This window comes from Pseudomonas sp. C321, assembly GCF_055407105.1.
Genome location: NZ_JBUZRB010000006.1, coordinates 128,607 through 150,426, shown reverse-complemented (window position 1 = coordinate 150,426; position 21,820 = coordinate 128,607). Strand labels below are relative to the sequence as shown.

Below are 21,820 nucleotides of genomic sequence, written 5' to 3'. Positions count from 1 at the left end.
TTTTATGCCATCTGGTTCCTGAATCCACTCCAACACTCCTAAACTGCGACAAAAGCGCGCACCCCCTCAAGACTTTAGTCGTATGACCGATAGGTCATGGACAACCCGTATCAAAGCGCGCCGATCGCGCTTTCCCCAGGATCACAGCATGTCTCTTCGTAATATGAATATCGCTCCGCGAGCGTTTCTCGGCTTCGCGCTCATTGGTGCGCTCATGTTGTTTCTCGGTATATTCGCCCTGAACCAGATGAGCAAGATTCGCGCGGTGACCGAAGACATCACCTCGAACAGCGTGCCAAGCATCCGCGCCCTGGATGAGTTCACTCAGTTGACCCTGCGTTTGCGGGTGCTGTCCTACCGCTTGCTGACCAATCGCGAACCGGATGTGCAGCAAAAGACCCTGGAAGCCTTTGAACTGCGCAATCAGCAGATCCGTACTGCCCAGGGTGCCTACGAAAAACTGATTGAGGGCAGCGAAGAGCGTGCGGCGTACGATGAATACATACGCCTGCTGGGACAGTACCGCCAGATTGAAGAACGGATGAAGAGCCTGTCCCGGACCAATCAGGTAGAAGAGTTGCGCGCACTGCTCAACACCGAGCTGCTGAGCAACTCCGAACAGGTCAATACCGTCCTGACCCGCCTGCTGGACATCAACAACAGGATGGCCATCGCCAGCAACCTGCAGGCCGAAGACCAATATGATTCGGCCTTCAACCTCGTGGTAGCCCTGTTACTCCTGGCCACCACGCTAACCATGCTGTTCGCCTGGCTGTTGACCCGCAGCATCACTCAGCCAATTGCCCAGGCCTTGAGCGCCGCCGAAGACATCGCCGAAGGCAACCTGACGCGACCAATCAAGGTCGATGGCGACGACGAAGCCGGACGCTTGCTGCTCGCCATGTCGAAGATGCAGGAAAAATTGCGCGACACCTTGCAGCGTATTTCCGGCTCGGCCACCCAGTTGGCCTCCGCCGCTGAAGAACTGAATGCCGTCACCGATGAAAGCGCCCGCGGCCTGACCCAGCAGAACAACGAAATCGAACAGGCCGCCACCGCCGTCAACGAAATGACCAGCGCCGTTGAAGAAGTGGCCCGCAATGCGGTGAGCACTTCCGAGGCCTCAAAAAATGCCACGTCCTCCGCCGGTGATGGCCGTGACCTGGTACAGGAAACCGTCAGTGCCATCGAGCGCATGAGCAGCGATGTGCAGGCGACCGCCACATTGATTGGCAACCTGGCGGAAGAGTCCCGGGATATCGGCAAGGTGCTGGACGTCATTCGTGGCCTCGCCGACCAGACCAACCTGTTGGCATTGAACGCAGCGATTGAAGCAGCCCGCGCCGGGGAAGCCGGTCGTGGATTTGCTGTGGTTGCCGATGAAGTGCGCGCCCTGGCCCATCGCACCCAGCAGTCCACCAGCGAAATCGAGCGGATGATCGGCAGCATTCAATCCGGCACCGAACATGCGGTGAATTCGATGCGCAACAGCACCGAACGCGCCGAGTCGACGCTGAACATCGCCAAAGGCGCGGGGATGTCCCTGGACACCATCAACACCGCCATCGTCGAGATCAACGAACGTAACCTGGTGATCGCCAGCGCTGCCGAAGAACAGGCGCAGGTGGCCCGTGAGGTAGATCGCAATCTGGTGAACATTCGTGATTTATCGGTGCAATCGGCTACGGGCGCCAGCCAGACCAGTGCGGCGAGCAGTGAGCTGTCGCGTTTGGCGGTGGATTTGAATGGGATGGTGGGGCGGTTCCGCCTTTAATTGAACTGAACGCCCACCCTCAAAACCTTTTTGACAGCGCAGCAATTCAACAGGTTAGAATCGCTGGCACGCAGACTGCATGGTCAGTTTGCGCCCAGTCTTTCTTACTCATGGAGTACCGCCTTTGAATGCGACGACCATCAACAGCCTGTTCTTGATCGGCGCGTTGCTGGTAGGTGCGAGCATTCTGGTGAGTTCTCTTTCGTCCCGCCTGGGTATCCCGATCCTGGTGATCATCCTGGCCGTGGGCATGCTCGCCGGCGTCGATGGCGGCGGCATCATCTTCGATAACTACCCGACCGCCTATCTGGTGGGCAACCTGGCCCTGGCAGTGATCCTGCTGGACGGCGGCTTGCGCACAAGGGTGGCGAGTTTTCGTGTGGCACTGTGGCCGGCCTTGTCGCTGGCAACAGTGGGGGTGTTGATTACCACCGGCCTCACCGGGATGGCCGCCGCTTGGCTGTTCGACCTCAATATCATCCAGGGCCTGCTGATCGGCGCCATCGTCGGTTCAACGGATGCGGCAGCAGTGTTCTCACTGCTGGGCGGCAAGGGCCTGAACGAACGGGTCACCGCCAGCCTGGAAATCGAATCCGGCAGCAACGACCCGATGGCGGTGTTTCTCACCGTGACCCTGATCGACATGCTCGCCAGCGGCCAGACCGGTTTGCACTGGAGCCTGCTGGGCCACCTGATCCGCGAGTTCGGCATTGGCGGCATCATCGGCTTGGGTGGTGGCTGGCTGATGCTGCAGATGGTCAACCGGATCAACCTGGCCAACGGCCTGTACCCAATCCTGGTGATTGCCGGCGGCCTGTTTATCTTCGCCATGACCAACGCCCTGCACGGCAGCGGCTTCCTCGCCGTGTACCTATGCGGCCTGGTGATCGGCAATCGTCCGGTGCGCAGCCGTCATGGCATCCTGCATATGCTCGACGGCATGGCCTGGCTGGCGCAGATCGGCATGTTCCTGGTGCTGGGCCTGCTGGTCACGCCTCATGACTTGCTGCCCATCGCCCTGCCGGCCCTGGGCCTGGCGCTGTGGATGATCCTCTTTGCACGGCCGCTGTCGGTGATGGTCGGCCTGCTGCCGTTCAAGGCCTTCCATGATCGCGAGAAAGCCTTTATCGCCTGGGTTGGCCTGCGCGGGGCGGTGCCGATCATTCTGGCGGTGTTCCCGCTTATGGCCGGCCTGCCCCACGCCCAGCTGTACTTCAACCTGGCGTTCTTTATCGTGCTGGTGTCGTTGCTGGTGCAGGGCACCAGCCTGCCGTGGGTCGCCAAGTTGCTGAAAGTGACGGTACCGCCGGAGCCTGCGCCGATTTCCCGGGCAGCCCTGGAAGTGCACGTCACCAGCGAGTGGGAGCTGTTCGTCTACCGTCTCGGTGCGGAGAAATGGTGCATCGGGGCCGCCCTTCGCGAGCTGAAAATGCCCGAAGGTACGCGCATCGCCGCGCTGTTTCGCGGCCAACAACTGCTCCATCCGTCGGGTAGTACGGTGCTGGAAGTCGACGATTTGCTCTGCGTGATCGGCCATGAACACAACCTCGCGGCCCTCGGCAAACTGTTCAGCCAAGCACCGCAACGGGGCCTGGACCTACGCTTCTTCGGCGACTTCGTATTGGAAGGCGACGCCCAGCTGGGCGCGGTTTCGGCACTGTACGGGCTCAAGCTTGAAGGCATCGATCCGGACATGCCGCTGAGCCGCTTCATCACCCAGAAAGTCGGTGGTGCTCCGGTAGTGGGTGACCAGGTGGAGTGGAACAACACCATTTGGACCGTCGCAGTGATGGACGGGAACAAGATCGGCAAAGTCGGCGTCAGATTCCCCGAAGGAAGTCGCCCGGGTCCCGGACTCTTCCTCTAAACTCTGCCTGTAAATTTCGGTGCGATGACGCGCATTCGACGTCAGGACACCCCTTATTCTTCACCTAGCTCGACCGGTATCCATGACAACCCTGCGCACTTTTTTAGCTACCGCCCTGCTTGGCTTAAGCCTTTGTGTCAGCGCCGTACACGCCGCCGACCCGCCCAGCGTCGACGCTGTCCAGCAAACCCTGGACAAGCTGCCTGACCGCAAGTTGCCCGATGCGGACATGAAGGCCCTGCAAGCGATCCTGCAGCAAACCCTGACGCTGCTCGGCAACAAGCAGGATTACGAGCAGCGCCTGGCCGACCTCAAGCGCCAGTTGGCAGACGCCCCGCGCCAGACCACGGAAAACCAGCGCGAGCTGACCCGGCTCAAGGCCACCAAGGTAATTCCGGTCGCCCAGCGCTATGCCACCTTGCCCATCCCGCAACTCGAACAACTGTTGGTGCAGCGCACCACCCAGCAAGGCGACCTGCAAAAGGAGCTGGCCGACGCCAATAGCCTGACCATCGCCGCCCAGACTCGCCCCGAGCGCGCCCAGACCGAAATCAGCAGCAGCCAGACGCGCATCCAACAAATCAACACCATCCTCAAGGTCGGCAAGGACAACGGCAAAAGCCTCAGCGGCGACCAGCGCAATCAGCTGAACGCCGAACTGGCGGCCCTCAACGCCTTGATCCCGCTGCGTCGCCAGGAACTGGCGGGCAACAGCCAATTGCAGGACCTGGGTAACAGCCAACAGGACCTCGTCCAGGAAAAAACTGTGCGCCTGGAGCAAGAAATCCAGGACCTGCAAACCCTGATCAACCAGAAACGCCTGGCCCAGTCCCAGGAAACCGTCACCCAACAGTCCATCGAAGCACAGAAGTCCGGCGGCAGCAGCCTGCTGGCGACCGAAAGTGCGGCCAACCTGAAGCTGTCCGACTACCTGCTCAAAAGCACCGACCGCCTCAATGAACTGACCCAGCAGAACCTGCAAACCAAGCAGCAACTGGATACCGTGACCCAAAGCGACTCGGCACTGGATGAGCAGATCAACGTGCTCAAGGGCAGCCTGTTGCTGTCGAAGATTCTCTATAAGCAGAAGCAGGCATTACCGCGCCTGAAGGTCGACCGCGACCTGGCGGACGACATCGCCAACATTCGCCTGTATCAGTTTGAGGTCAACCAGCAGCGCGAACTGATCAACCCGCCCAGCGCCTACGTCGATAACCTGCTGGCGACCCAGACGGCCGACCAGGTCACCCCGCAACTGCGCCGCACCCTGCTGGAACTGGCCATCACCCGCGCCGACCTGCTGGAACGGCTGAACCGCGAACTGAGCGCCGCCCTCAACGAATCCATCACACTGCAACTGAACCAGAAGCAGCTGTTCAGCACCGCTTCCAGCCTGCGGGCGACCCTCGACGAACAGATGTTCTGGATACCCAGCAACAAGCCGCTGGACGTCGAATGGCTGGAAACAGTGCCCAAACGCCTGGAAAAGCAAGTCACCACCCTGCCCTGGGCATCCAGCATCAGCGAGCTCTACGACGGCCTGACCCAGCGCCCACTGCTGTTCCTGCCGCTGTTGCTGTTGATCGGCGCGCTGTTGTGGCGACGCAGCCACCTGTACGACCGACTGAAAAAGTTCCACCTGGACATCGGCCACTTCAAGCGTGACAGCCAATGGCACACGCCGATGGCGATCCTGGTGAATATCCTGCTGGCAATGCCCGTGGCGCTGGCCTTGGCGCTATGCGGCTATGCCCTGCAAATCGACGCCCGTGGGCAAAACGCCAACCTTGGCGTGGCCCTGTTGCAGATCGCCCAGGCGTGGCTGGTGTTCTACACCGCCTATCGGATCCTGGCGCCAGGCGGCGTGGCCGAGCTGCATTTTCGCTGGGAAAAACCCCAGGTTGAATTCCTCCAAGGCTGGATTCGCAAACTGGGGCTGGTGGTACTGGCGCTGGTGGCCGTGGTGGCCATCGCCGAGCATCAACCCGCGGCGCTGGCTGACGATGTGCTGGGCATCGCCGTGGTACTGACCTGCTACGCGCTGATGGCGTGGCTGCTCAGTCGCCTGCTGCTCAACAGCCCGACCCATGAGAAAGCCTCGCTGTTTCGCAAAGTCGTCGGCGTGCTGTTTACTGCACTGCCCGTCGCGCTGTTTATCGCCGTGTGCTTCGGTTACTACTACACCGCCCTCAAGCTCAGCGACCGCCTGATCAACACCCTGTACCTGCTGATGTTCTGGCTGGTGATCGAAGCTACCTTCGTCCGTGGCCTGGGGGTTGCCGCACGGCGCCTGGCCTATTCCCGCGCCTTGGCCAAACGCCAGGCCGCCAAGGAAGCTGGTGACGGCGACGTGGTGATCGAGGAGCCGACCCTGGACATCGAACAGGTCAATGAACAGTCGATGCGACTGATCCGCCTGGCCCTGCTCGGCGGCTTTATCGCCGCGCTGTACTGGGTCTGGTCCGACCTGATCTCGGTGTTTTCCTACCTCGATAACATCACCCTCTACGAATACACCAGCGGCACCGGCGCCAATATCAGCATGGTGCCCATCAGCATCGGCGACTTGTTGGGGGCATCGATCATCATCGGCATCACCTTCGCCCTGGCGCGCAACCTGCCGGGGCTGCTGGAAGTGTTGGTGCTGTCCAAGCTGGACCTGGCCCAAGGCAGCGCCTACGCCACCACCACCCTGCTGTCCTACGTGATTGCCGGTATCGGTTTTGTCTCAACCCTGTCCACCCTCGGGGTGAGCTGGGACAAGTTGCAATGGCTGGTGGCGGCACTGTCGGTGGGCCTGGGCTTCGGCATGCAGGAGATCTTCGCCAACTTCATCTCCGGCATCATGATCCTGTTCGAACGCCCGGTGCGCATCGGCGACACCATCACCATCGGCAACCTGTCGGGCACGGTGAGCAAAATCCGCATCCGCGCCACCACCATCACCGACTTCGACCGCAAAGACATCATTGTCCCGAACAAGACCTTTATCACCGGGCAACTGATCAACTGGTCGCTGACCGACACCATCACCCGGGTCACACTGAAACTGGGCGTGGACTACGGCTCCGACCTGGATCTGGTGAAAGAACTGTTGCTCAAGGCCGCCAGGGAAAACCCGCGGGTACTGAAGGAACCGGAACCTCTCGTGTACTTCCTGAATTTCGGTGAAAGCACTCTCGACCACGAGTTGCGCATGCACGTGCGTGACCTGGGGGACCGCAACCCGGTGCTCGATGAGGTCAACCGCTTTATCAACCGCGAGTTCAAGAAGCAGCACATCAACATCTCATTCCGGCAGATGGAGGTTTACCTGAAAAACCTCCACGGCCAGGAATACAAGCTGGTGCCGGTGGAAGACGACAACAAGACCATCCTGGCGCCCGTCAGCAACCAGGATGCGCCCAAGCCAACACTCGGCAAAGTTGAAGATGCGCCGCAACCGCCAACCAGCAAACTCGACTAACCGTGCTATCCCCAGCAGAATGCTCGGACATTCTGCTGGAGATGGCCGTTGAAAGCTCTCGACGAACTGACCTTCGACAACCGCTTCGCCCGCCTGGGCGACGGCTTCTCGACCCATGTGCTGCCCGAGCCCATCGACGAGCCGCGCTTGGTCGTGGCGAGCAAGGCCGCCATGGCCCTGCTCGACCTTGACCCCACTATTGCCGAAACCCCGGTGTTCGCCGAACTGTTCAGCGGGCACAAGCTGTGGGCCGAGGCGGAACCACGGGCGATGGTCTATTCCGGGCATCAATTTGGCTCCTACAACCCGCAACTGGGAGATGGACGGGGCCTCCTGCTTGGCGAGGTCTACAACGAAGCCGGCGAACACTGGGACTTGCACCTCAAGGGCGCCGGGCAGACGCCTTACTCGCGCATGGGTGATGGCCGCGCAGTATTACGCTCGTCGATTCGTGAATTTCTTGCCTCTGAAGCGCTGCACGCCCTGGGCATTGCCAGTAGCCGCGCCCTGTGTGTGATCGGCTCTACCACCCCGGTATGGCGCGAGAAACAGGAGCGCGCCGCCATGGTTCTGCGCCTGGCGCCGAGCCATGTACGCTTCGGGCATTTCGAATATTTCTACTACACCAAGAAGCCCGAGCTGCAGAAGCAATTGGCTGAACACGTTTTGTCGCTGCACTTCCCCAAGTGCCAGGAACAGCCCGAGCCGTATCTGGCGATGTTCCGCGAGATTGTCGAGCGCAACGCCGAGTTGATCGCCAAGTGGCAGGCCTACGGCTTCTGTCATGGGGTGATGAACACCGACAACATGTCGATCCTTGGCATCACCTTCGACTTTGGACCGTTCGCGTTTCTGGATGATTTCGACGCACAGTTCATCTGCAACCATTCCGACGACCAGGGGCGTTACTCGTTCAGCAATCAAGTGCCGATTGGCCAGTGGAACCTCAGTGCGCTGGCCCAGGCATTGACGCCGTTTATCAGCGTCGACGCCTTGCGGGAAACCCTTGGCCTGTACCTGCCGCTGTACCAGGCCCACTACCTGGACCTGATGCGACGTCGACTAGGATTTACCTGCCCCGAAGAGGATGACCAGACATTGGTGGAGCGCCTGCTGCAACTGATGCAAGGCAGTGGCGTTGACTACACCTTGTTCTTCCGCCGACTGGGGGATGAATCTGCTGCGCTGGCCGTGGCGCGGTTACGGGATGACTTCGTGGACCTCAAGGGCTTTGATGCGTGGGCTGATCGGTACAAGGCTCGCGTTGAGCGGGAAGCCAATGGCAGTGAAGAACAGCGGCGTGAGCGGATGCACGCAGTGAACCCGCTGTATATCCTGCGCAACTACCTGGCGCAGAAGGCCATCGAGGCTGCTGAATCAGGGGACTACACCGAAGTTCGCCGGCTGCATGAGGTGCTGAGCAAGCCCTTTGAAGAGCAGCCGGGGATGGAGCAATACGCGCAACGACCGCCGGATTGGGGCAAGCATTTGGAGATCAGTTGTTCTTCATAGCTTCGACTTAATTGACATCCTCACCCAGCGCATGCGTCATTGATACCGCACATTGATAAAACCCATGCCTGACTCCAAATAGAACCCATTGGCCATTTCTACGGAGCCCAACCATGTCCGATCCTCTCGTAATCCCCTGCCCGCATTGCAACGGCCTCAACCGCATCCCCAACGAACGCCTGGGCGATGCGCCGAAGTGCGGGCGTTGCAAACAACCGGTGTTGCTGAGCAAGCCCTTTGAGCTGAAACAGGATGACTACGCAAACCAGATCAAGGGCGATTTGCCGCTGCTGGTGGATGTGTGGGCCGACTGGTGCGGGCCGTGCAAGTCGTTTGCACCGGTGTTTGAACAGGCTGCCGGGCAGTTGACGGGGAAATGCCGATTGGCCAAGCTCGATAGCGAGGCCAATCAGCAACTGTCCGCTCAACTGGGTATTCGCTCGATTCCCAGTTTGATTCTGTTCAAGAGTGGTCGGGAAGTGGCGCGTCAGAGCGGAGCGTTTCCGTTGCCGCAGTTGATGAGTTGGTTGCGCAGTCAGGGCGTGTAGCCCTACTTCAAAACCTGCTCGGTCAGTGTGGGGGCCGGCGGTGCGGCGATTTGGCTTGCCCGGCGATGAGTATGGGTATCTCCACATCTTTGCCGGTAGGATTTTTGGGTTGGACTGGGCTGGGTGCATATCCGTTATTTTGGTCAGGGCGGCTTAGGGGTACGCCCTTACGGCGTGTCACTTTTGGAAAAGAGCCCGGAATGCCGGCCCAGCCAAAAGTAACCAAAAGGGCTCTTGCCCCACCACTTGGTGCCTCGCTGTGGCTCGGCATGCCTTCACTCCGGCATTGCTCCATGGGCCGCCGCGATGGGCCATCCTTGGCCCAACACGGCTAAACCGGCGTCCTGCCGGTTTACCCACGGATCAATGCCTGCGTTCAGCCATCGTGGTTTAACGGGGCGCCTTAGATCAAGATCAAAAGCAAAAGCACGGCGGCCTGGTAGCCGACCTGAGTTACTGTAGGAGCGAGGGGGACGCCTAGTTCTTGCTCGCGATGGTCGTTAACGATGACGCTGGCATCCTGAATCACTGCGGCGCCCACCCTAAGCCGCCGTTACCGCAGCAACAGATATGTACTCAATCGCCAGAACCTGCCCCCAGTTATCAGCAACCTCCCACACTGTTTTATGTCGTCCGCGGGATCAGGCGTTTTCCAGCAGGTTATGCAACGCCACAAACTGCTGCGTCAGCTTATGTCGTGGGTCCAGGTGGATCAGCGGCATATTCGCCTGGTGAGATTCACGCATGCGTACCGAGCTGCCCAGGTACACCGGCAATACTGGCAAGCCTTCGGCAACCAACTCATCCAGCATCTGCTGCGGCAGGCTCGCCCGAGCCTGGAATTGGTTGACCACAATCCCTTCCACCTCAAGGCCTTCGTTGTGGTCTTCCTTCAACTCTTCGATTTCTGCCAGCAGGCCATACAGCGCCTGACGGGAGAAGCTGTCGCAATCGAAGGGGATCAGCACGCGATCAGCGGCAATCAGCGCAGAAACCGCATAAAAATTCAGCGCCGGAGGGGTATCGAGGTAGATTCGGTCGTAATCCTCACTCAACTCATCCAGCAGCTTTCGCAGCTTGTTGATCTTGTGTTTGGCTTCAAGCTTGGGCTGCAAGTCCGCCAGTTCCGCCGTGGCGGTGATCACGTGCAGGTTGTCGAAAGGGGTTTCGTAGATATCCACCTTGCCTTTCTTCGAAAACGGCCCGGAGGCCAGGGTTTGCTTGAAGAAATCGGCAATACCCATGGGGATATCTTCGCCGGTCAGTCCGGTGAGGTACTGGGTCGAGTTAGCTTGGGCATCGAGGTCGACCAACAGGGTTCGATAGCCTTCACTGGCGCTGACCGCCGCCAGGTTGCAGGCAATACTGGACTTGCCCACACCGCCTTTCTGATTGAACACCACACGCCGCATGACAAAACCTCCATGTATCAATTAATGCCCGAGTGTAGTGGGCAAAAGCGCCCGTTAGCTACCTTGATCATCCATGCACTACAGCATCGCAGGCGGGATCACACACTAAGCGTATTACGTCACGGCTGTTCGAAAAGGAAAGGTCCGACAAGTCAGCCCCCCCCTCATCACCGACAATTCATAATTCTTTTCAGCAAATTTGTAATGCCCCCCATGAACAATTTTTTACCAACGTTTGCTAGAACTCCACAGCACCGGGATAATGCGCGCCACTCGGCCATTGCGCCATGTCCCGGTTTTGCGGGCCAATTGCTGCACAAGGAAGCCCGCAGGGGCGGGATATCTTCTCAGTGATCAACTTCAACATCGCCCAATGGCGCGCCTGGGCCCCCGGGCTCGACAGCGTGGACGACTGGCGCGCCTGGTGCCAGGACCCGGCGTTGCTCGCCCCCAGCGATGCCGCGCCCGATGTGTCGTTCCTGCCCGCCATGCAACGCCGCCGCCTGAGCCGCCTGGCGCGCATGGCTTTCAGCGTCGGCTGGCCCTTGGCGCAAGACCTGCAAGACTTGCCGCTGGTGTTTGTTTCCCGTCACGGCGAAACCCCGCGCACCCTCGATATTCTCAGCGACCTGGCCAACGACCAACCCTTGTCGCCCACACAGTTCAGCCTATCGGTACACAACGCGGTGATTGGCCTTTGGTCGATCCTGCGCAATGAAACCAGTGAGATGACGGCCCTCGCCGCCGCTGGCGATGGGCTGGAACACGGCATGCTGGAAGCCGCCGCCCTGCTCAACGAAGGCGCACCGGCAGTTCTGCTGGTGATCACCGAAGAGCAGCCACCCGAGGCTTACTCCAGCTGGATCGACGACGTGCCATTTCCTTATGCCCTCGGCCTACTGCTGACCCCAGGCGACGAATGGCAGCTGGAGCTACTGCCCGCCACTGTCCAACCCACCACAACGTCTCTCACAAAAACTCAGTGGCCCCACGCCCTGAACCTGCTGCGCACCCTGCTCACCGAACAGGGCGCCTGCCAACATGCCTGGAAGAACCGAGTATGGAACTGGCAATGCAAGCGATGACCGGCAAGCCCCGGGATGCCTATTACTGGCGGCTGTTCGCGACGGCGGCCAGCTTTACCCTGTTTGGCGTCGGCGGCCTGTGCCTGCGATTGCTGGTGTTTCCGCTGCTCAGTTGCTTGCCGGGGGACGTTCAACAACATCGCCGGCGTGCCCGCCACACCATTAGTTGGCTGTTCTGGTTCTTTATTCGTCTGATGCATCGTTTGGGCATTCTCACCTACAGCGTCGAAGGCGCCGAGAACCTGGGCCGCCCTGGCCAGATGATCATCGCCAACCACCCGTCGCTGATCGACGTGGTGTTCCTGATCGGCCTGATGCGCCAGACCAACTGCGTGGTCAAGCAGAGCCTGTGGCAAAACCCATTCACTCGCGGGCCGGTGCGCGACGCCGGCTACATCAGCAATGACGGCAGCGCCGACATGCTCGATGCCGCCGCAGGCGCCCTGCGGGAAGGCCAGACCCTGATCATCTTTCCCGAAGGCACCCGCACTTCGCCGGGCCAAATGCCAGCCTTTCATCGCGGGGGCGCCGCCATTGCCCTGCGGGGTGCGACAATCATCACCCCTGTGGTGATCAAGGTCAGCCCCACCACCCTGACCAAGGCCGAACCCTGGTATCGCATCCCTAAACGTCGTTTCCACTTCAGTTTGCGGGTGGGTGCCGATATAGAACCACAGACGTTTGCCGCACAGGGCCCCGCGCCCCAGGCTTCACGCAAGCTCAACGATTACCTGCATCAGTATTTTATTAAGGAGCTCGCCGAAGATGAGCGACCAACACAGCCTTGAGCACGACATAAAAACGCTGATCATCGAGGCCCTGGGCCTTGAAGACATCAGCGTGGACGACATCGGCGACGAGCAAACCCTGTTCGGCGAAGGCCTGGGCCTGGATTCGGTCGACGCCCTGGAGTTGGGCCTGGCGATCCAGAAAAAGTACGGTATCAAGATTGATGCCGACGCCAAGGACACTCGCAATCACTTCACCAACGTGGCCAGCCTCGCGGCGTTCGTCACGGCCAGACAGGCAGCTTGAGACCGGACCATGCAAACTCGTGACGATATCTTCAACACCTTGCGCGATGCCTTGGTGGAACTGTTTGAACTGGAGCCTGAACGCGTCACCCTGGACGCCAATCTGTATCAGGAGCTAGAAATCGACAGCATCGATGCGGTCGACCTGATCGACCATATCAAGCGCCAGACCGGCAAGAAAATAGCCGCCGAAGAGTTCAAGGCCGTGCGTACCGTAAGCGACGTGGTCGAGGCGGTTTACCGTCTGGTTCAACCGGCCGCATGAGCCGGCTGATCGGCCTTGGCCTGTTGCTGGCGGGGCTGCTGTACCCTTTCGCGGTGTATTTCGGCACGGAGCATTTTGCACCGTGGCAATTCGGCCTGCTGCTGGCCAGCCTGTGGTTGCTGCGGGCGCTGACGGGGGCACGCAACCCGGGCGCACGGTGGATGGCCGTCGTCGCGATTGTGTTCTGCCTGTTGCTGGCCTGGTTCGACAACCCGAAACTGTTGCGCTGGTACCCGAGCCTCGTCAGCGGCTTCATGCTGGCGCTGTTTGGCTTGAGCCTGAAATATGGGCCACCGATGGTCGAGCGCCTGGCACGCATGAGCGAGCCGCAATTACCTGAGAACGCAATTGTGTATACCCGCCAAGTCACAGTGGTGTGGAGTGTGTTTTTCCTGGGTAACGGCCTGCTGGCCGCTGCCCTTACGCTGTGGGCGCCGCTGAGCTGGTGGACGTTGTACAACGGGCTGATCGCTTACGGGCTGATGGGGCTGTTGTTTGCCGTGGAATGGCTGATACGACAAAGGGTTCGAGGCCGCGTATGAATTGGTTGAATCTTGAGCACTTGCTGCTTGAGCCTGTTGCCCAGCGCCCGGTCACTGCCGAGCCTGATCTGAATCACGCACAGTTATGCGAGCAAGCCCTGAGCCTGGCTGCCGGGCTGCAAGCCCGTGGCATCCAGCGTTTGGCCGTGCACCTGGAAGACGCAAGCCTGCTGGCGATTGCTCTTTTGGGAGCCTGGCGCGCCGGGGTCAGTGTATTGCTGCCCGCCGACCTGCAACCCCAAACCCGCCAACGCTGGGCCGATGCCGTCGACGCTTGGCTGACCGAGGCTGCGGATCTGGACGCGTTTTACCAAGCCCCCCTTAGCGCCGCTGCACTGGACCTGGACGCGTGCAGCCTGAGCTTGTGTACCTCCGGCTCCAGCGGCGAGCCCAAGCGCATCAACAAAACCCTGCGCCAACTGACCAATGAGGTCCAGGCGCTGGAATCCCTCTGGGGTACCGGCTTGGGCGAGGCCTGCATCATCGGCAGCGTCGCCACCCAGCACATCTACGGTTTACTGTTCCGAGTGTTGTGGCCGCTGTGCGCCGGGCGAACCTTCGTGCGTCAACAGTTGGCATTCCCGGAAGACTTGCAGCGGGTCAGCCTCCAGCATCCGCACTTTGCCTGGGTCGCCAGCCCGGCGTTGCTCAAGCGCATGGGCGATAACCTCGACTGGCCGGCCTTGAGTGCAGTCAAGCGGGTATTCTCCTCCGGCGGAGCCCTGCCTTTTGATGCGGCCAGCATCCTGCAACAACGCTTGCAGCAATGGCCAACGGAAATCCTCGGTAGCTCGGAAACCGGCGGCATCGCCTGGCGCCAGGGTCAAACCCTGTGGCAGCCGTTTGCCGATGTGCAGTTGAGCCAGGATGCCAACGGCGCCTTGCGCATCGCCTCGCCATACCTGCCGGCCGGCCATATCGAACACACCGCCGACGCCGCGAAGATCCACGCCGACGGCCGCTTCGAACTGCTGGGCCGCCTGGACCGAATCGTCAAGCTGGAAGAAAAACGTATCTCCCTGCCGATGCTGGAACAGGCGTTGATGGGCCACCCCTGGGTAACTGAAACCCGCCTGGGCGTGGTCCAGGAAAACCGCGCCTCCCTCGGCGCCCTGGTGGTGCTCAGCGCGCAAGGACTGCATGCCTTGCGTAATCAAGGCCGGCGCACCGTCACCCAAACCCTGCGCCAGCATCTGAGCCAACACTGCGAAGCCCTGGCCCTGCCGCGCCGCTGGCGTTTGCTGCGGCAATTACCGTTCAACTCCCAGGGCAAGTTGCCCCAGGCCGATGTGGAAGCCTTGCTGCTGGCACCCCGGCCCAAGACACCGCAAGTACTGGAAAAAGTCGAAGCTAACGGTGAGTGGACCCTGCAACTGGTGATCCCGCCGGACCTGGCCTACTTCAGCGGCCACTTCCCGCAAACCCCGGTGCTGCCAGGCGTTGTCCAGGTAGATTGGGCTCTGAGCCTTGGCCAGCAATTGCTCGATCTGCCAAAAAAATTCGTCGGGATGGAAGTGCTCAAGTTCCAGCAACTGGTCCGGCCTGATGACCGGATCGAACTGCACCTGCGTTTCGATCAGCAACGCGGCAAGTTGTACTTTACCTACCGCAATGACACTGCCGCCTGCTCCAGTGGCCGAATTCTCCTGGAGCCCGACCTTGCATAACCCCTGCGCCCTGATCCCGGTCTACAACCATGAAGCCGCCGTGCCCGCCGTGGTCCGTACCCTGCTAGCCAGCGGCCTGCCGTGCCTGCTGGTGGACGATGGCAGCAGCCCGGCCTGCGCTGCCGTGCTGGCGCAACTGGCGACCCTCGACAATGTCTCCCTGGTCACCTTGCCCGCCAACCAAGGCAAGGGCGGCGCGGTGATGATCGGCTTCCGTGAGGCGGCGCGCCTGGGCTTCACCCACGCGCTGCAAGTAGACGCCGACGGCCAGCATGACCTGCGGGAAGTCGGCACCTTTCTCGACGCCTCGCGCACCCACCCCCGCGCGCTGATCTGTGGCTACCCCGAATACGACGACAGCGTACCCAAGGGCCGTCTGTACGGCCGCTACCTGACCCACGTGTGGGTGTGGATCAACAGCCTGTCGCTGGAGATTCGCGACTCGATGTGTGGCTTTCGCGTGTACCCGCTGGCGCCGGTGCTCGCACTGATGGACTCGGCCAGGATCGGCAAGCGCATGGATTTCGACTCCGATATCCTGGTGCGCCTGTCATGGCGCAACCAGCCAATGCGCTGGCTGCCCACCAAAGTGCACTACCCCGCCGATGGTCTGTCGCACTTTCGCATGTTCCACGACAACGCCCTGATTTCGTCCATGCACACCCGGTTGTTCTTTGGCATGCTGGTGCGCGCGCCGATGATCCTATGGCGGCGGTGGCAGGCATGACCCAGGGCAGCAAACACTGGGCCGACCGTGAAGAGCGCGGCAGTTTCTGGCTGATGAAACTCACCGCGTTCGGCGCCAAGGTACTCGGGCGCCGAGCATTGGCTCCGGTTCTCTACGGCATCGTCCTGTACTTCTTCCTGTTCGGCCGCACCGCCCGCCAGAGCGCCTGGCAATACCAGCAGCGCCTGGCCGACTGGAGCGGGCGTGACGACTTGCGCCCCACGCGTCGACGGGTATTCGGCCAGTTCATGGCCTTCGCCGACGCCTTGCTGGACAAGCTCGACGTATGGAACGGCAAGCTGCGCCTGGAACAGATCGAGATCATCGACCCGGCCCAACTGCGCCAACAACTACGCGGCGAGCGCGGGCAGATGTTGGTGGGCGCGCACCTGGGCAATCTGGAAGTGTGCCGGGCCCTCGCCGAGCTGGGTGAAAAAGTCACCATGAACGTGCTGGTGCACACCAAGCACGCCGAGCGTTTCAACCGCCTATTGGGCGAAGCCGGGGCGACCAATCTGCGGCTGATCCAGGTCAGCGAGCTGGACCCGGCGATCATGCTCCTGCTCAGCCAGCGCCTGGACGACGGCGAGTGGTTGGCGATTGCTGGCGACCGTGTGCCGCTGCATGGCGGGCGCACGGCGCGGGTGGACTTCCTCGGCCACAACGCCGCCTTCCCCCAGGGCCCGTGGCTGTTGGCCGGTTTGCTGAAATGCCCGGTCAACCTGCTGATGTGCCTGAAACACCAAGGGCGCTATCGCTTGATCATCGAGCCCTTCGCCCAACTGATCGAATGGAAACGCAGCGACCGCCAGCAGGTGATCGCGTTATGGACCGCCCGCTACGCCGAACGCCTGGGCCAGTTCTGCCTGGAAGCGCCCCAACAATGGTTCAACTTTTACCCTTTCTGGAAGACCGATGACGACGCATCTTGAGCCGGTAACCTTCGGCGAACTCCCTTTGCGCATCGAAGACGTGCTGGCCCTCGCCAACCGTCAGGCGCCGACTCGCCTGCAAGACGATGCCGAGTACCGCCAGCGCATCGCCAGGGGCGCGCAGTTCCTCGACTCCCTGCTGGACAAGGAAGGCGTGATCTACGGCGTCACCACCGGCTACGGCGATTCCTGCGTGGTAGCGGTGCCGCTGGAGCATGTCGAAGCGCTGCCCCGTCACCTCTACACCTTCCACGGCTGTGGCCTGGGCAAGTTGCTGGATGCGCAAGCAACCCGTGCGGTGCTGGCGGCGCGTTTGCAGTCGCTGTGTCACGGCGTTTCCGGGGTGCGCGTCGAGCTGCTGGAACGTCTGCACGCCTTTCTCGAACACGACGTGCTGCCACTGATTCCGGAAGAAGGGTCGGTGGGCGCCAGCGGCGATCTGACGCCGCTGTCCTACGTCGCCGCAACCTTGTCCGGCGAGCGTGAAGTGATGTTCCGTGGCAAGCGCCGCCAGGCTGCCGATGTGCACCGCGAACTGGGCTGGGAGCCGCTGGTGCTGCGCCCCAAGGAAGCCCTGGCATTGATGAACGGCACGGCAGTCATGACCGGCCTCGCCTGCCTGGCCTTCGCCCGCGCCGATTACCTGCTGCAACTGGCCACGCGCATCACCGCGCTGAACGTGGTGGCGCTGCAAGGCAACCCGGAGCACTTCGACGAACGCCTGTTCGCCGCCAAGCCGCACCCCGGCCAGATGCAAGTCGCCGCCTGGTTGCGCAAGGACCTGGCCATCGACGCGCCAACCGCGCCGTTGCACCGCCTGCAAGACCGCTATTCCCTGCGCTGCGCCCCCCACGTTTTGGGCGTGCTGGCCGACAGCCTGAACTGGTTGCGCTCATTTATCGAGATCGAACTCAACAGCGCCAACGACAACCCGATCATCGACGCCGAAGCCGAACGCGTGCTGCACGGCGGGCATTTCTATGGCGGGCATATCGCCTTTGCCATGGACAGCCTAAAGACACTGGTCGCCAACGTCGCCGACCTGCTGGACCGTCAGCTCGCGCTGCTGGTAGACGTGCGCTACAACCATGGCCTGCCGAGCAACCTGTCCGGCGCCCCTGCTGACCGCGCGATGATCAACCATGGCTTCAAGGCCGTGCAGATCGGCACCAGCGCCTGGACCGCCGAAGCGCTGAAAAACACCATGCCGGCCAGCGTGTTCTCGCGCTCCACCGAGTGCCACAACCAGGACAAGGTGAGCATGGGCACCATCGCCGCCCGCGATGCCATCCGTGTGTTGGAGCTGACCGAACAGGTCGCCGCCGCCACCTTGCTCGCCGCCAACCAGGGCGTGTGGCTGCGGGCCCAGGCCGAAGATGCCCGGCCGCTACCACCAGCGCTGGCCGCCATGCATGAAGAACTTGCCAAGGATTTCCCGCCCGTGATCGAAGACCGCGCCCTGGAAGGCGAACTGCGCCTGTGCCTGCAACGCATCGCCGAGCAACACTGGAGGCTGCATGCGTAGCCAGGGCGTATTGCACAGCGACACCGAAATCCTCGTGCCGTTTTTCGACATCGACACCATGAACGTGGTCTGGCACGGCCATTACGTCAAATACCTGGAGGTCGCCCGCTGCGCCTTGCTGGACAAGATCGGCCACAACTACACGGCCATGCTTGAGTCGGGCTACGCTTGGCCGGTGATCGATATGCAGCTGCGCTATGTACGCGGCGCCACCTTCGGCCAGACCATCAATGTGCGCGCCAGCCTGGTGGAGTGGGAGAGCCGCTTGAAGGTCAATTACCTGATCAGCGACGTCACCACCGGCGAACGCCTGACCCGCGCCAGCACCGTACAAGTAGCGGTGGAGATTGCCAGTCGCGAGATGCAACTGGCGTCGCCGACAGTGTTTGTCGAAGCCGTCGAAAGGGCTCTGAAATGATCTCTCCGTTTTCTGGAGCGAGCTTGCTCGCGAAGGTCGTCAACGATAACGCTGGCATCCTGTTTAAACGCGGTGCCTTGGCGTTTTTCGCGAGCAAGCTCGCTCCTGCAGGAGTGGTGGTGTGTGTGCTGCTGGGGATTCCTGGCTTGGCCCACGCCTTCGATCTGCAACAGCTCAGCGATCAACTGGCAAAACCCTCTGTGATCCACGGCAACTTCATCCAGGAAAAACACCTGCGCGCCCTGCCACAGCCTCTGACCAGCAAGGGCTCCTTTGTCCTGGCCAAAGACCACGGTTTGCTTTGGCTGCTGAAAACCCCTCTGCAACAGGACTACCGCATCAGCGCCCAAGGCATTGCCCGGCGCGATGCCAACGGCTGGCAGCCGCTGCCCAACAAGAGCGCCGGGGCCGAGCAGAATCGTTTGTTCCTCGCCGTGTTGCAGGGCGACAGCAGCGGCTTGCAGCGCGACTTCGAGCTGCAACTGCAAGGCGAGGCCACACAGTGGAAGCTGACGCTGATTCCGCGCTCGTTATTGCTCAAGCAGGTATTCACCCAGATCAATATCGACGGCGGCGACCTGGTGCAAAAAATCGAACTACTGGAAACCCAGGGCGACAGCACCGTACTGCGCATGCAGGACAGCACCAGCACGCAATCCTTGAGCGACGCGGAGCAACACGACTTTGCCCAGTGAGCGCTGGCTACCGCGCCTGTTCCTGATCCTGCTGGTGGCCGTGTTGGCCCTGGCCGGCTGGCAATGGCGCCAGGGTGCACCACTGTCGGCCAACCTCATGGAACTGGTGCCCGGCACCGCGCCGGATGCGTTGGAGCTGCGCGCCGAACAACGCATGCAGGAGCCACTGAACCGCGAAATGCTGGTGCTGGTGGGCCATGCCGATCGCCAGCAAGCGGTGGCCATGGCCCAACAACTGGGCGAGCGTTGGCAAGCCAGCGGCCTGTTTGAAAAGCTCCAATGGAACCTCCAGGCAGACCTGCCGGCCTTGCGTCAGCAGTTGCTGCAAGGGCGGCTGGCGATGCTCTCGGCCAAGGACCGCGAGCAACTGATCGAGCAGCCACAAGCCTTTATTCAGCAACGCGTGCAGGCGCTGTTCGATCCCTTTACCGGTTTCAGCCTGGTGCCGAGCCAGGACGATTGGCTCGGCCTCACCGGACGCATCCAGAACAGCCAGCCGCAACACGGTTCGGTACAGCTGGATATTGGCAGCGGCGCATTGATCGCCGATGCCGACGGCAAAAGCTGGGTGCTGCTGCGGGCGCGCACCAACGGCAATGCCTTCGACATGAAGTTGCCGCTTCAAGTGGCCGACTTGCTCCAATCCAGCCGCGAACAGGCCAGTAAGCAAGGCGTGCAATTGCTTGCTGCCAGCGGCCTGCTGTACGCGGCCAATGGTCAGCAGCAGGCAACCCGGGAGATGACCTGGGTCGGCGGCGGCGCCACCGTTGGCATCCTTTTGCTGTTGCTGCTGGCGTTCCGCCGCTGGCGGGTATTGTTGGCGTTTGTACCAGTACTGGTGGGCATGCTGTTTGGTGCGGTGACCTGTGTCGCGCTGTTCGGCCATATGCATGTGATGACCCTGGTGCTGGGGTCGAGCCTGATTGGCGTGGCGGTGGATTACCCGCTGCATTACCTGTCCAAGAGCTGGAGCCTGCAACCCTGGCGCAGCTGGCCGGCGTTGCGCCTGACCTTGCCGGGTTTGAGCCTGAGCCTGGCCACCAGTTGCATCGGTTACCTGGCGCTGGCCTGGACGCCATTCCCGGCCCTGACCCAGATCGCCGTGTTCTCCGCCGCTGGGCTGGTGGGTGCGTACCTGTCGGCGGTGTGCCTGTTGCCGGCCTTGCTCAAGGGCATGGACCTGCGCCCGGCCCAGTGGCCGCTGCGCATTGCCGAGTTTCTGCTGGGGGTGCGTGAGTCGTTGCTCAAGCGCCTGCCGAGCCCGGTGTTGCTGGTGTTGGTGTTGCTGTTTTGCGCCGGTGGTTTATGGCAGTTGAACAGCAAAAACGATATTCGCCAATGGATCGGCGCACCACCGCAATTACTGGAGGAAGCCCAGGCCATTGCACGGATTACCGGCTATCAACCCACCAGCCAATTCTTCCTGGTGCGTGCGAACAATCAGCAGCAACTGCTGGAGCGTCAGACGGCGCTGAGCCAGCGTCTGGATCAACTGGTGAACATGGATAAGCTTCAGGGTTATCTGGCGCTCAATCAGTTGGTCAACCAGCCAAGCGAACAACAACAAGTGCGCGAAGCCCTGAACAAGCTGCCGCAATTCTGGCAACCGCTGCTGGACCTAGGCGTACCGGCCAGCGCCCTGCAAGCGGAACTGGCGCAACTGCAAGCCCTGCCCATCGAAGACATCGACGCGGCGCTGATCGGCCCTCTCGCGGAGCCCTGGCGCACGCTGTGGCTCGGCGCAACCGACGATGGCGTGGCAGCCATGGTCAGCCTGCAAGGCCTGAACAGCTCGGCATTGCTGCGGGTGCAGGCCCTGGACTTGCCCGGCGTGCAACTGGTGGATCGCCTTGGCGACTTGAACCAGGTGTTCGCCGCCACGCAGATTAGCGCCGCCGAATTGAAATTGATGTCCTGCGTGCTGATCGTGTTGCTGCTGATCCTGCCTTTCGGATTCGGTGGCGCCTTGCGCATTGTTGCCCTGCCGCTGCTCGCTGCACTGTGCAGCCTGGCCAGCCTCGGTTGGCTGGGGCAACCGCTGACCCTGTTCAGTCTGTTTGGCCTGCTGCTGGTGACCGCCATCAGCGTCGACTACGCGATCCTGATGCGCGAGCAGATCGGCGGCGCCGCCGTGAGCCTGTTGGGCACGCTGTTGGCAGCCGTCACCACGTGGCTGTCATTCGGCCTGCTGGCGATTTCCAGCACGCCAGCGGTGAGTAACTTCGGCCTGTCGGTAAGCCTGGGCCTGGCGTTCAGTTTTATGCTGGCGCCGTGGGCCGGGCGTCAGGAACATGCGCAATGATGACCACTAACACCTTTGAATTGAATTTGATGATTGCCCAACCGGCAAG

General features: G+C 61.3%; 18 protein-coding genes and 1 pseudogene. 18 read left to right on the top strand and 1 reads right to left on the bottom strand.

What is annotated here, in order from left to right; all coding sequences use genetic code 11:
- Positions 1-82: 82 nt before the first annotated feature.
- From ACZRJ6_RS18900 to trxC, 6 genes and pseudogenes are all read left to right on the top strand, one after another.
- Positions 83-919 (top strand): annotated as a pseudogene (locus ACZRJ6_RS18900) (MCP four helix bundle domain-containing protein); the annotation flags it as partial.
- Positions 902-1,774 (top strand): methyl-accepting chemotaxis protein, encoded by an 873-nt coding sequence (locus ACZRJ6_RS18895; RefSeq protein WP_463969227.1) that lies wholly within the window; start codon positions 902-904, stop codon positions 1,772-1,774. The pseudogene ACZRJ6_RS18900 and the gene ACZRJ6_RS18895, both read left to right, overlap by 18 nt.
- Positions 1,775-1,898: 124 nt before the next feature.
- Positions 1,899-3,641, top strand: a complete 1,743-nt coding sequence (locus ACZRJ6_RS18890; RefSeq protein WP_463969049.1) for a potassium/proton antiporter — start codon at positions 1,899-1,901, stop codon at positions 3,639-3,641.
- 82 nt (positions 3,642-3,723) lie between these two features.
- Complete coding sequence (gene mscK, locus ACZRJ6_RS18885; protein ID WP_463969048.1) at positions 3,724-7,107, top strand: mechanosensitive channel MscK; 3,384 nt, start codon at positions 3,724-3,726, stop codon at positions 7,105-7,107.
- Between the two features lie 48 nt (positions 7,108-7,155).
- Positions 7,156-8,619, top strand: coding sequence for a protein adenylyltransferase SelO (gene selO / locus ACZRJ6_RS18880; protein WP_463969047.1), 1,464 nt, complete (start codon positions 7,156-7,158; stop codon positions 8,617-8,619).
- 113 nt (positions 8,620-8,732) lie between these two features.
- The gene (gene trxC / locus ACZRJ6_RS18875) at positions 8,733-9,167 is read left to right on the top strand and encodes a thioredoxin TrxC (protein ID WP_463969046.1); all 435 of its coding nucleotides are present in this window, start codon (positions 8,733-8,735) and stop codon (positions 9,165-9,167) included.
- A 641-nt stretch (positions 9,168-9,808) separates the two neighbouring features.
- Here the strand turns inward: trxC and ACZRJ6_RS18870 are convergent.
- Positions 9,809-10,579, bottom strand: a complete 771-nt coding sequence (locus tag ACZRJ6_RS18870) for a ParA family protein (protein WP_463969045.1) — start codon at positions 10,577-10,579, stop codon at positions 9,809-9,811.
- Between the two features lie 350 nt (positions 10,580-10,929).
- Between ACZRJ6_RS18870 and ACZRJ6_RS18865 the strand changes: the two genes are divergently transcribed.
- The 12 genes from ACZRJ6_RS18865 to ACZRJ6_RS18810 are packed head-to-tail and all read left to right on the top strand — an operon-like array spanning position 10,930 to position 21,771.
- Positions 10,930-11,664: a beta-ketoacyl synthase chain length factor gene (locus tag ACZRJ6_RS18865; protein ID WP_463969044.1), complete on the top strand. Its 735-nt coding sequence runs from the start codon at positions 10,930-10,932 to the stop codon at positions 11,662-11,664.
- Positions 11,640-12,452 carry a lysophospholipid acyltransferase family protein gene (locus ACZRJ6_RS18860; RefSeq protein WP_463969043.1) on the top strand — a complete coding sequence of 271 codons (813 nt, stop codon included), beginning with the start codon at positions 11,640-11,642 and terminating at the stop codon, positions 12,450-12,452. The genes ACZRJ6_RS18865 and ACZRJ6_RS18860 overlap by 25 nt, the downstream gene beginning before the upstream one ends.
- Positions 12,430-12,699, top strand: a complete 270-nt coding sequence (locus ACZRJ6_RS18855) for a phosphopantetheine-binding protein (protein WP_149411228.1) — start codon at positions 12,430-12,432, stop codon at positions 12,697-12,699. The genes ACZRJ6_RS18860 and ACZRJ6_RS18855 overlap by 23 nt, the downstream gene beginning before the upstream one ends.
- Positions 12,700-12,708: 9 nt before the next feature.
- Positions 12,709-12,963 (top strand): acyl carrier protein, encoded by a 255-nt coding sequence (locus ACZRJ6_RS18850; protein ID WP_463969042.1) that lies wholly within the window; start codon positions 12,709-12,711, stop codon positions 12,961-12,963.
- The gene (locus ACZRJ6_RS18845; protein WP_149411229.1) at positions 12,960-13,505 is read left to right on the top strand and encodes a COG4648 family protein; all 546 of its coding nucleotides are present in this window, start codon (positions 12,960-12,962) and stop codon (positions 13,503-13,505) included. Before ACZRJ6_RS18850 ends, ACZRJ6_RS18845 begins: the two co-directional genes overlap by 4 nt.
- The gene (locus ACZRJ6_RS18840) at positions 13,502-15,172 is read left to right on the top strand and encodes an ApeI family dehydratase (RefSeq protein ID WP_463969041.1); all 1,671 of its coding nucleotides are present in this window, start codon (positions 13,502-13,504) and stop codon (positions 15,170-15,172) included. The genes ACZRJ6_RS18845 and ACZRJ6_RS18840 overlap by 4 nt, the downstream gene beginning before the upstream one ends.
- Positions 15,165-15,899 (top strand): glycosyltransferase family 2 protein, encoded by a 735-nt coding sequence (locus ACZRJ6_RS18835; RefSeq protein WP_149411231.1) that lies wholly within the window; start codon positions 15,165-15,167, stop codon positions 15,897-15,899. Before ACZRJ6_RS18840 ends, ACZRJ6_RS18835 begins: the two co-directional genes overlap by 8 nt.
- A complete protein-coding gene (locus tag ACZRJ6_RS18830) occupies positions 15,896-16,831 on the top strand; it encodes an LpxL/LpxP family acyltransferase (RefSeq protein ID WP_463969040.1) in 936 nt (311 codons plus the stop codon). The genes ACZRJ6_RS18835 and ACZRJ6_RS18830 overlap by 4 nt, the downstream gene beginning before the upstream one ends.
- On the top strand, positions 16,815-18,356 hold the full coding sequence (locus tag ACZRJ6_RS18825; protein WP_463969039.1) for an HAL/PAL/TAL family ammonia-lyase: 1,542 nt from the start codon (positions 16,815-16,817) through the stop codon (positions 18,354-18,356). The genes ACZRJ6_RS18830 and ACZRJ6_RS18825 overlap by 17 nt, the downstream gene beginning before the upstream one ends.
- Positions 18,349-18,774, top strand: coding sequence for an acyl-CoA thioesterase (locus tag ACZRJ6_RS18820; RefSeq protein WP_350614010.1), 426 nt, complete (start codon positions 18,349-18,351; stop codon positions 18,772-18,774). Before ACZRJ6_RS18825 ends, ACZRJ6_RS18820 begins: the two co-directional genes overlap by 8 nt.
- On the top strand, positions 18,771-19,469 hold the full coding sequence (locus ACZRJ6_RS18815) for an outer membrane lipoprotein carrier protein LolA (RefSeq protein WP_463969038.1): 699 nt from the start codon (positions 18,771-18,773) through the stop codon (positions 19,467-19,469). Before ACZRJ6_RS18820 ends, ACZRJ6_RS18815 begins: the two co-directional genes overlap by 4 nt.
- Positions 19,459-21,771, top strand: a complete 2,313-nt coding sequence (locus ACZRJ6_RS18810; protein WP_463969037.1) for an MMPL family transporter — start codon at positions 19,459-19,461, stop codon at positions 21,769-21,771. The genes ACZRJ6_RS18815 and ACZRJ6_RS18810 overlap by 11 nt, the downstream gene beginning before the upstream one ends.
- The last annotated feature ends 49 nt before the right edge of the window (positions 21,772-21,820 follow it).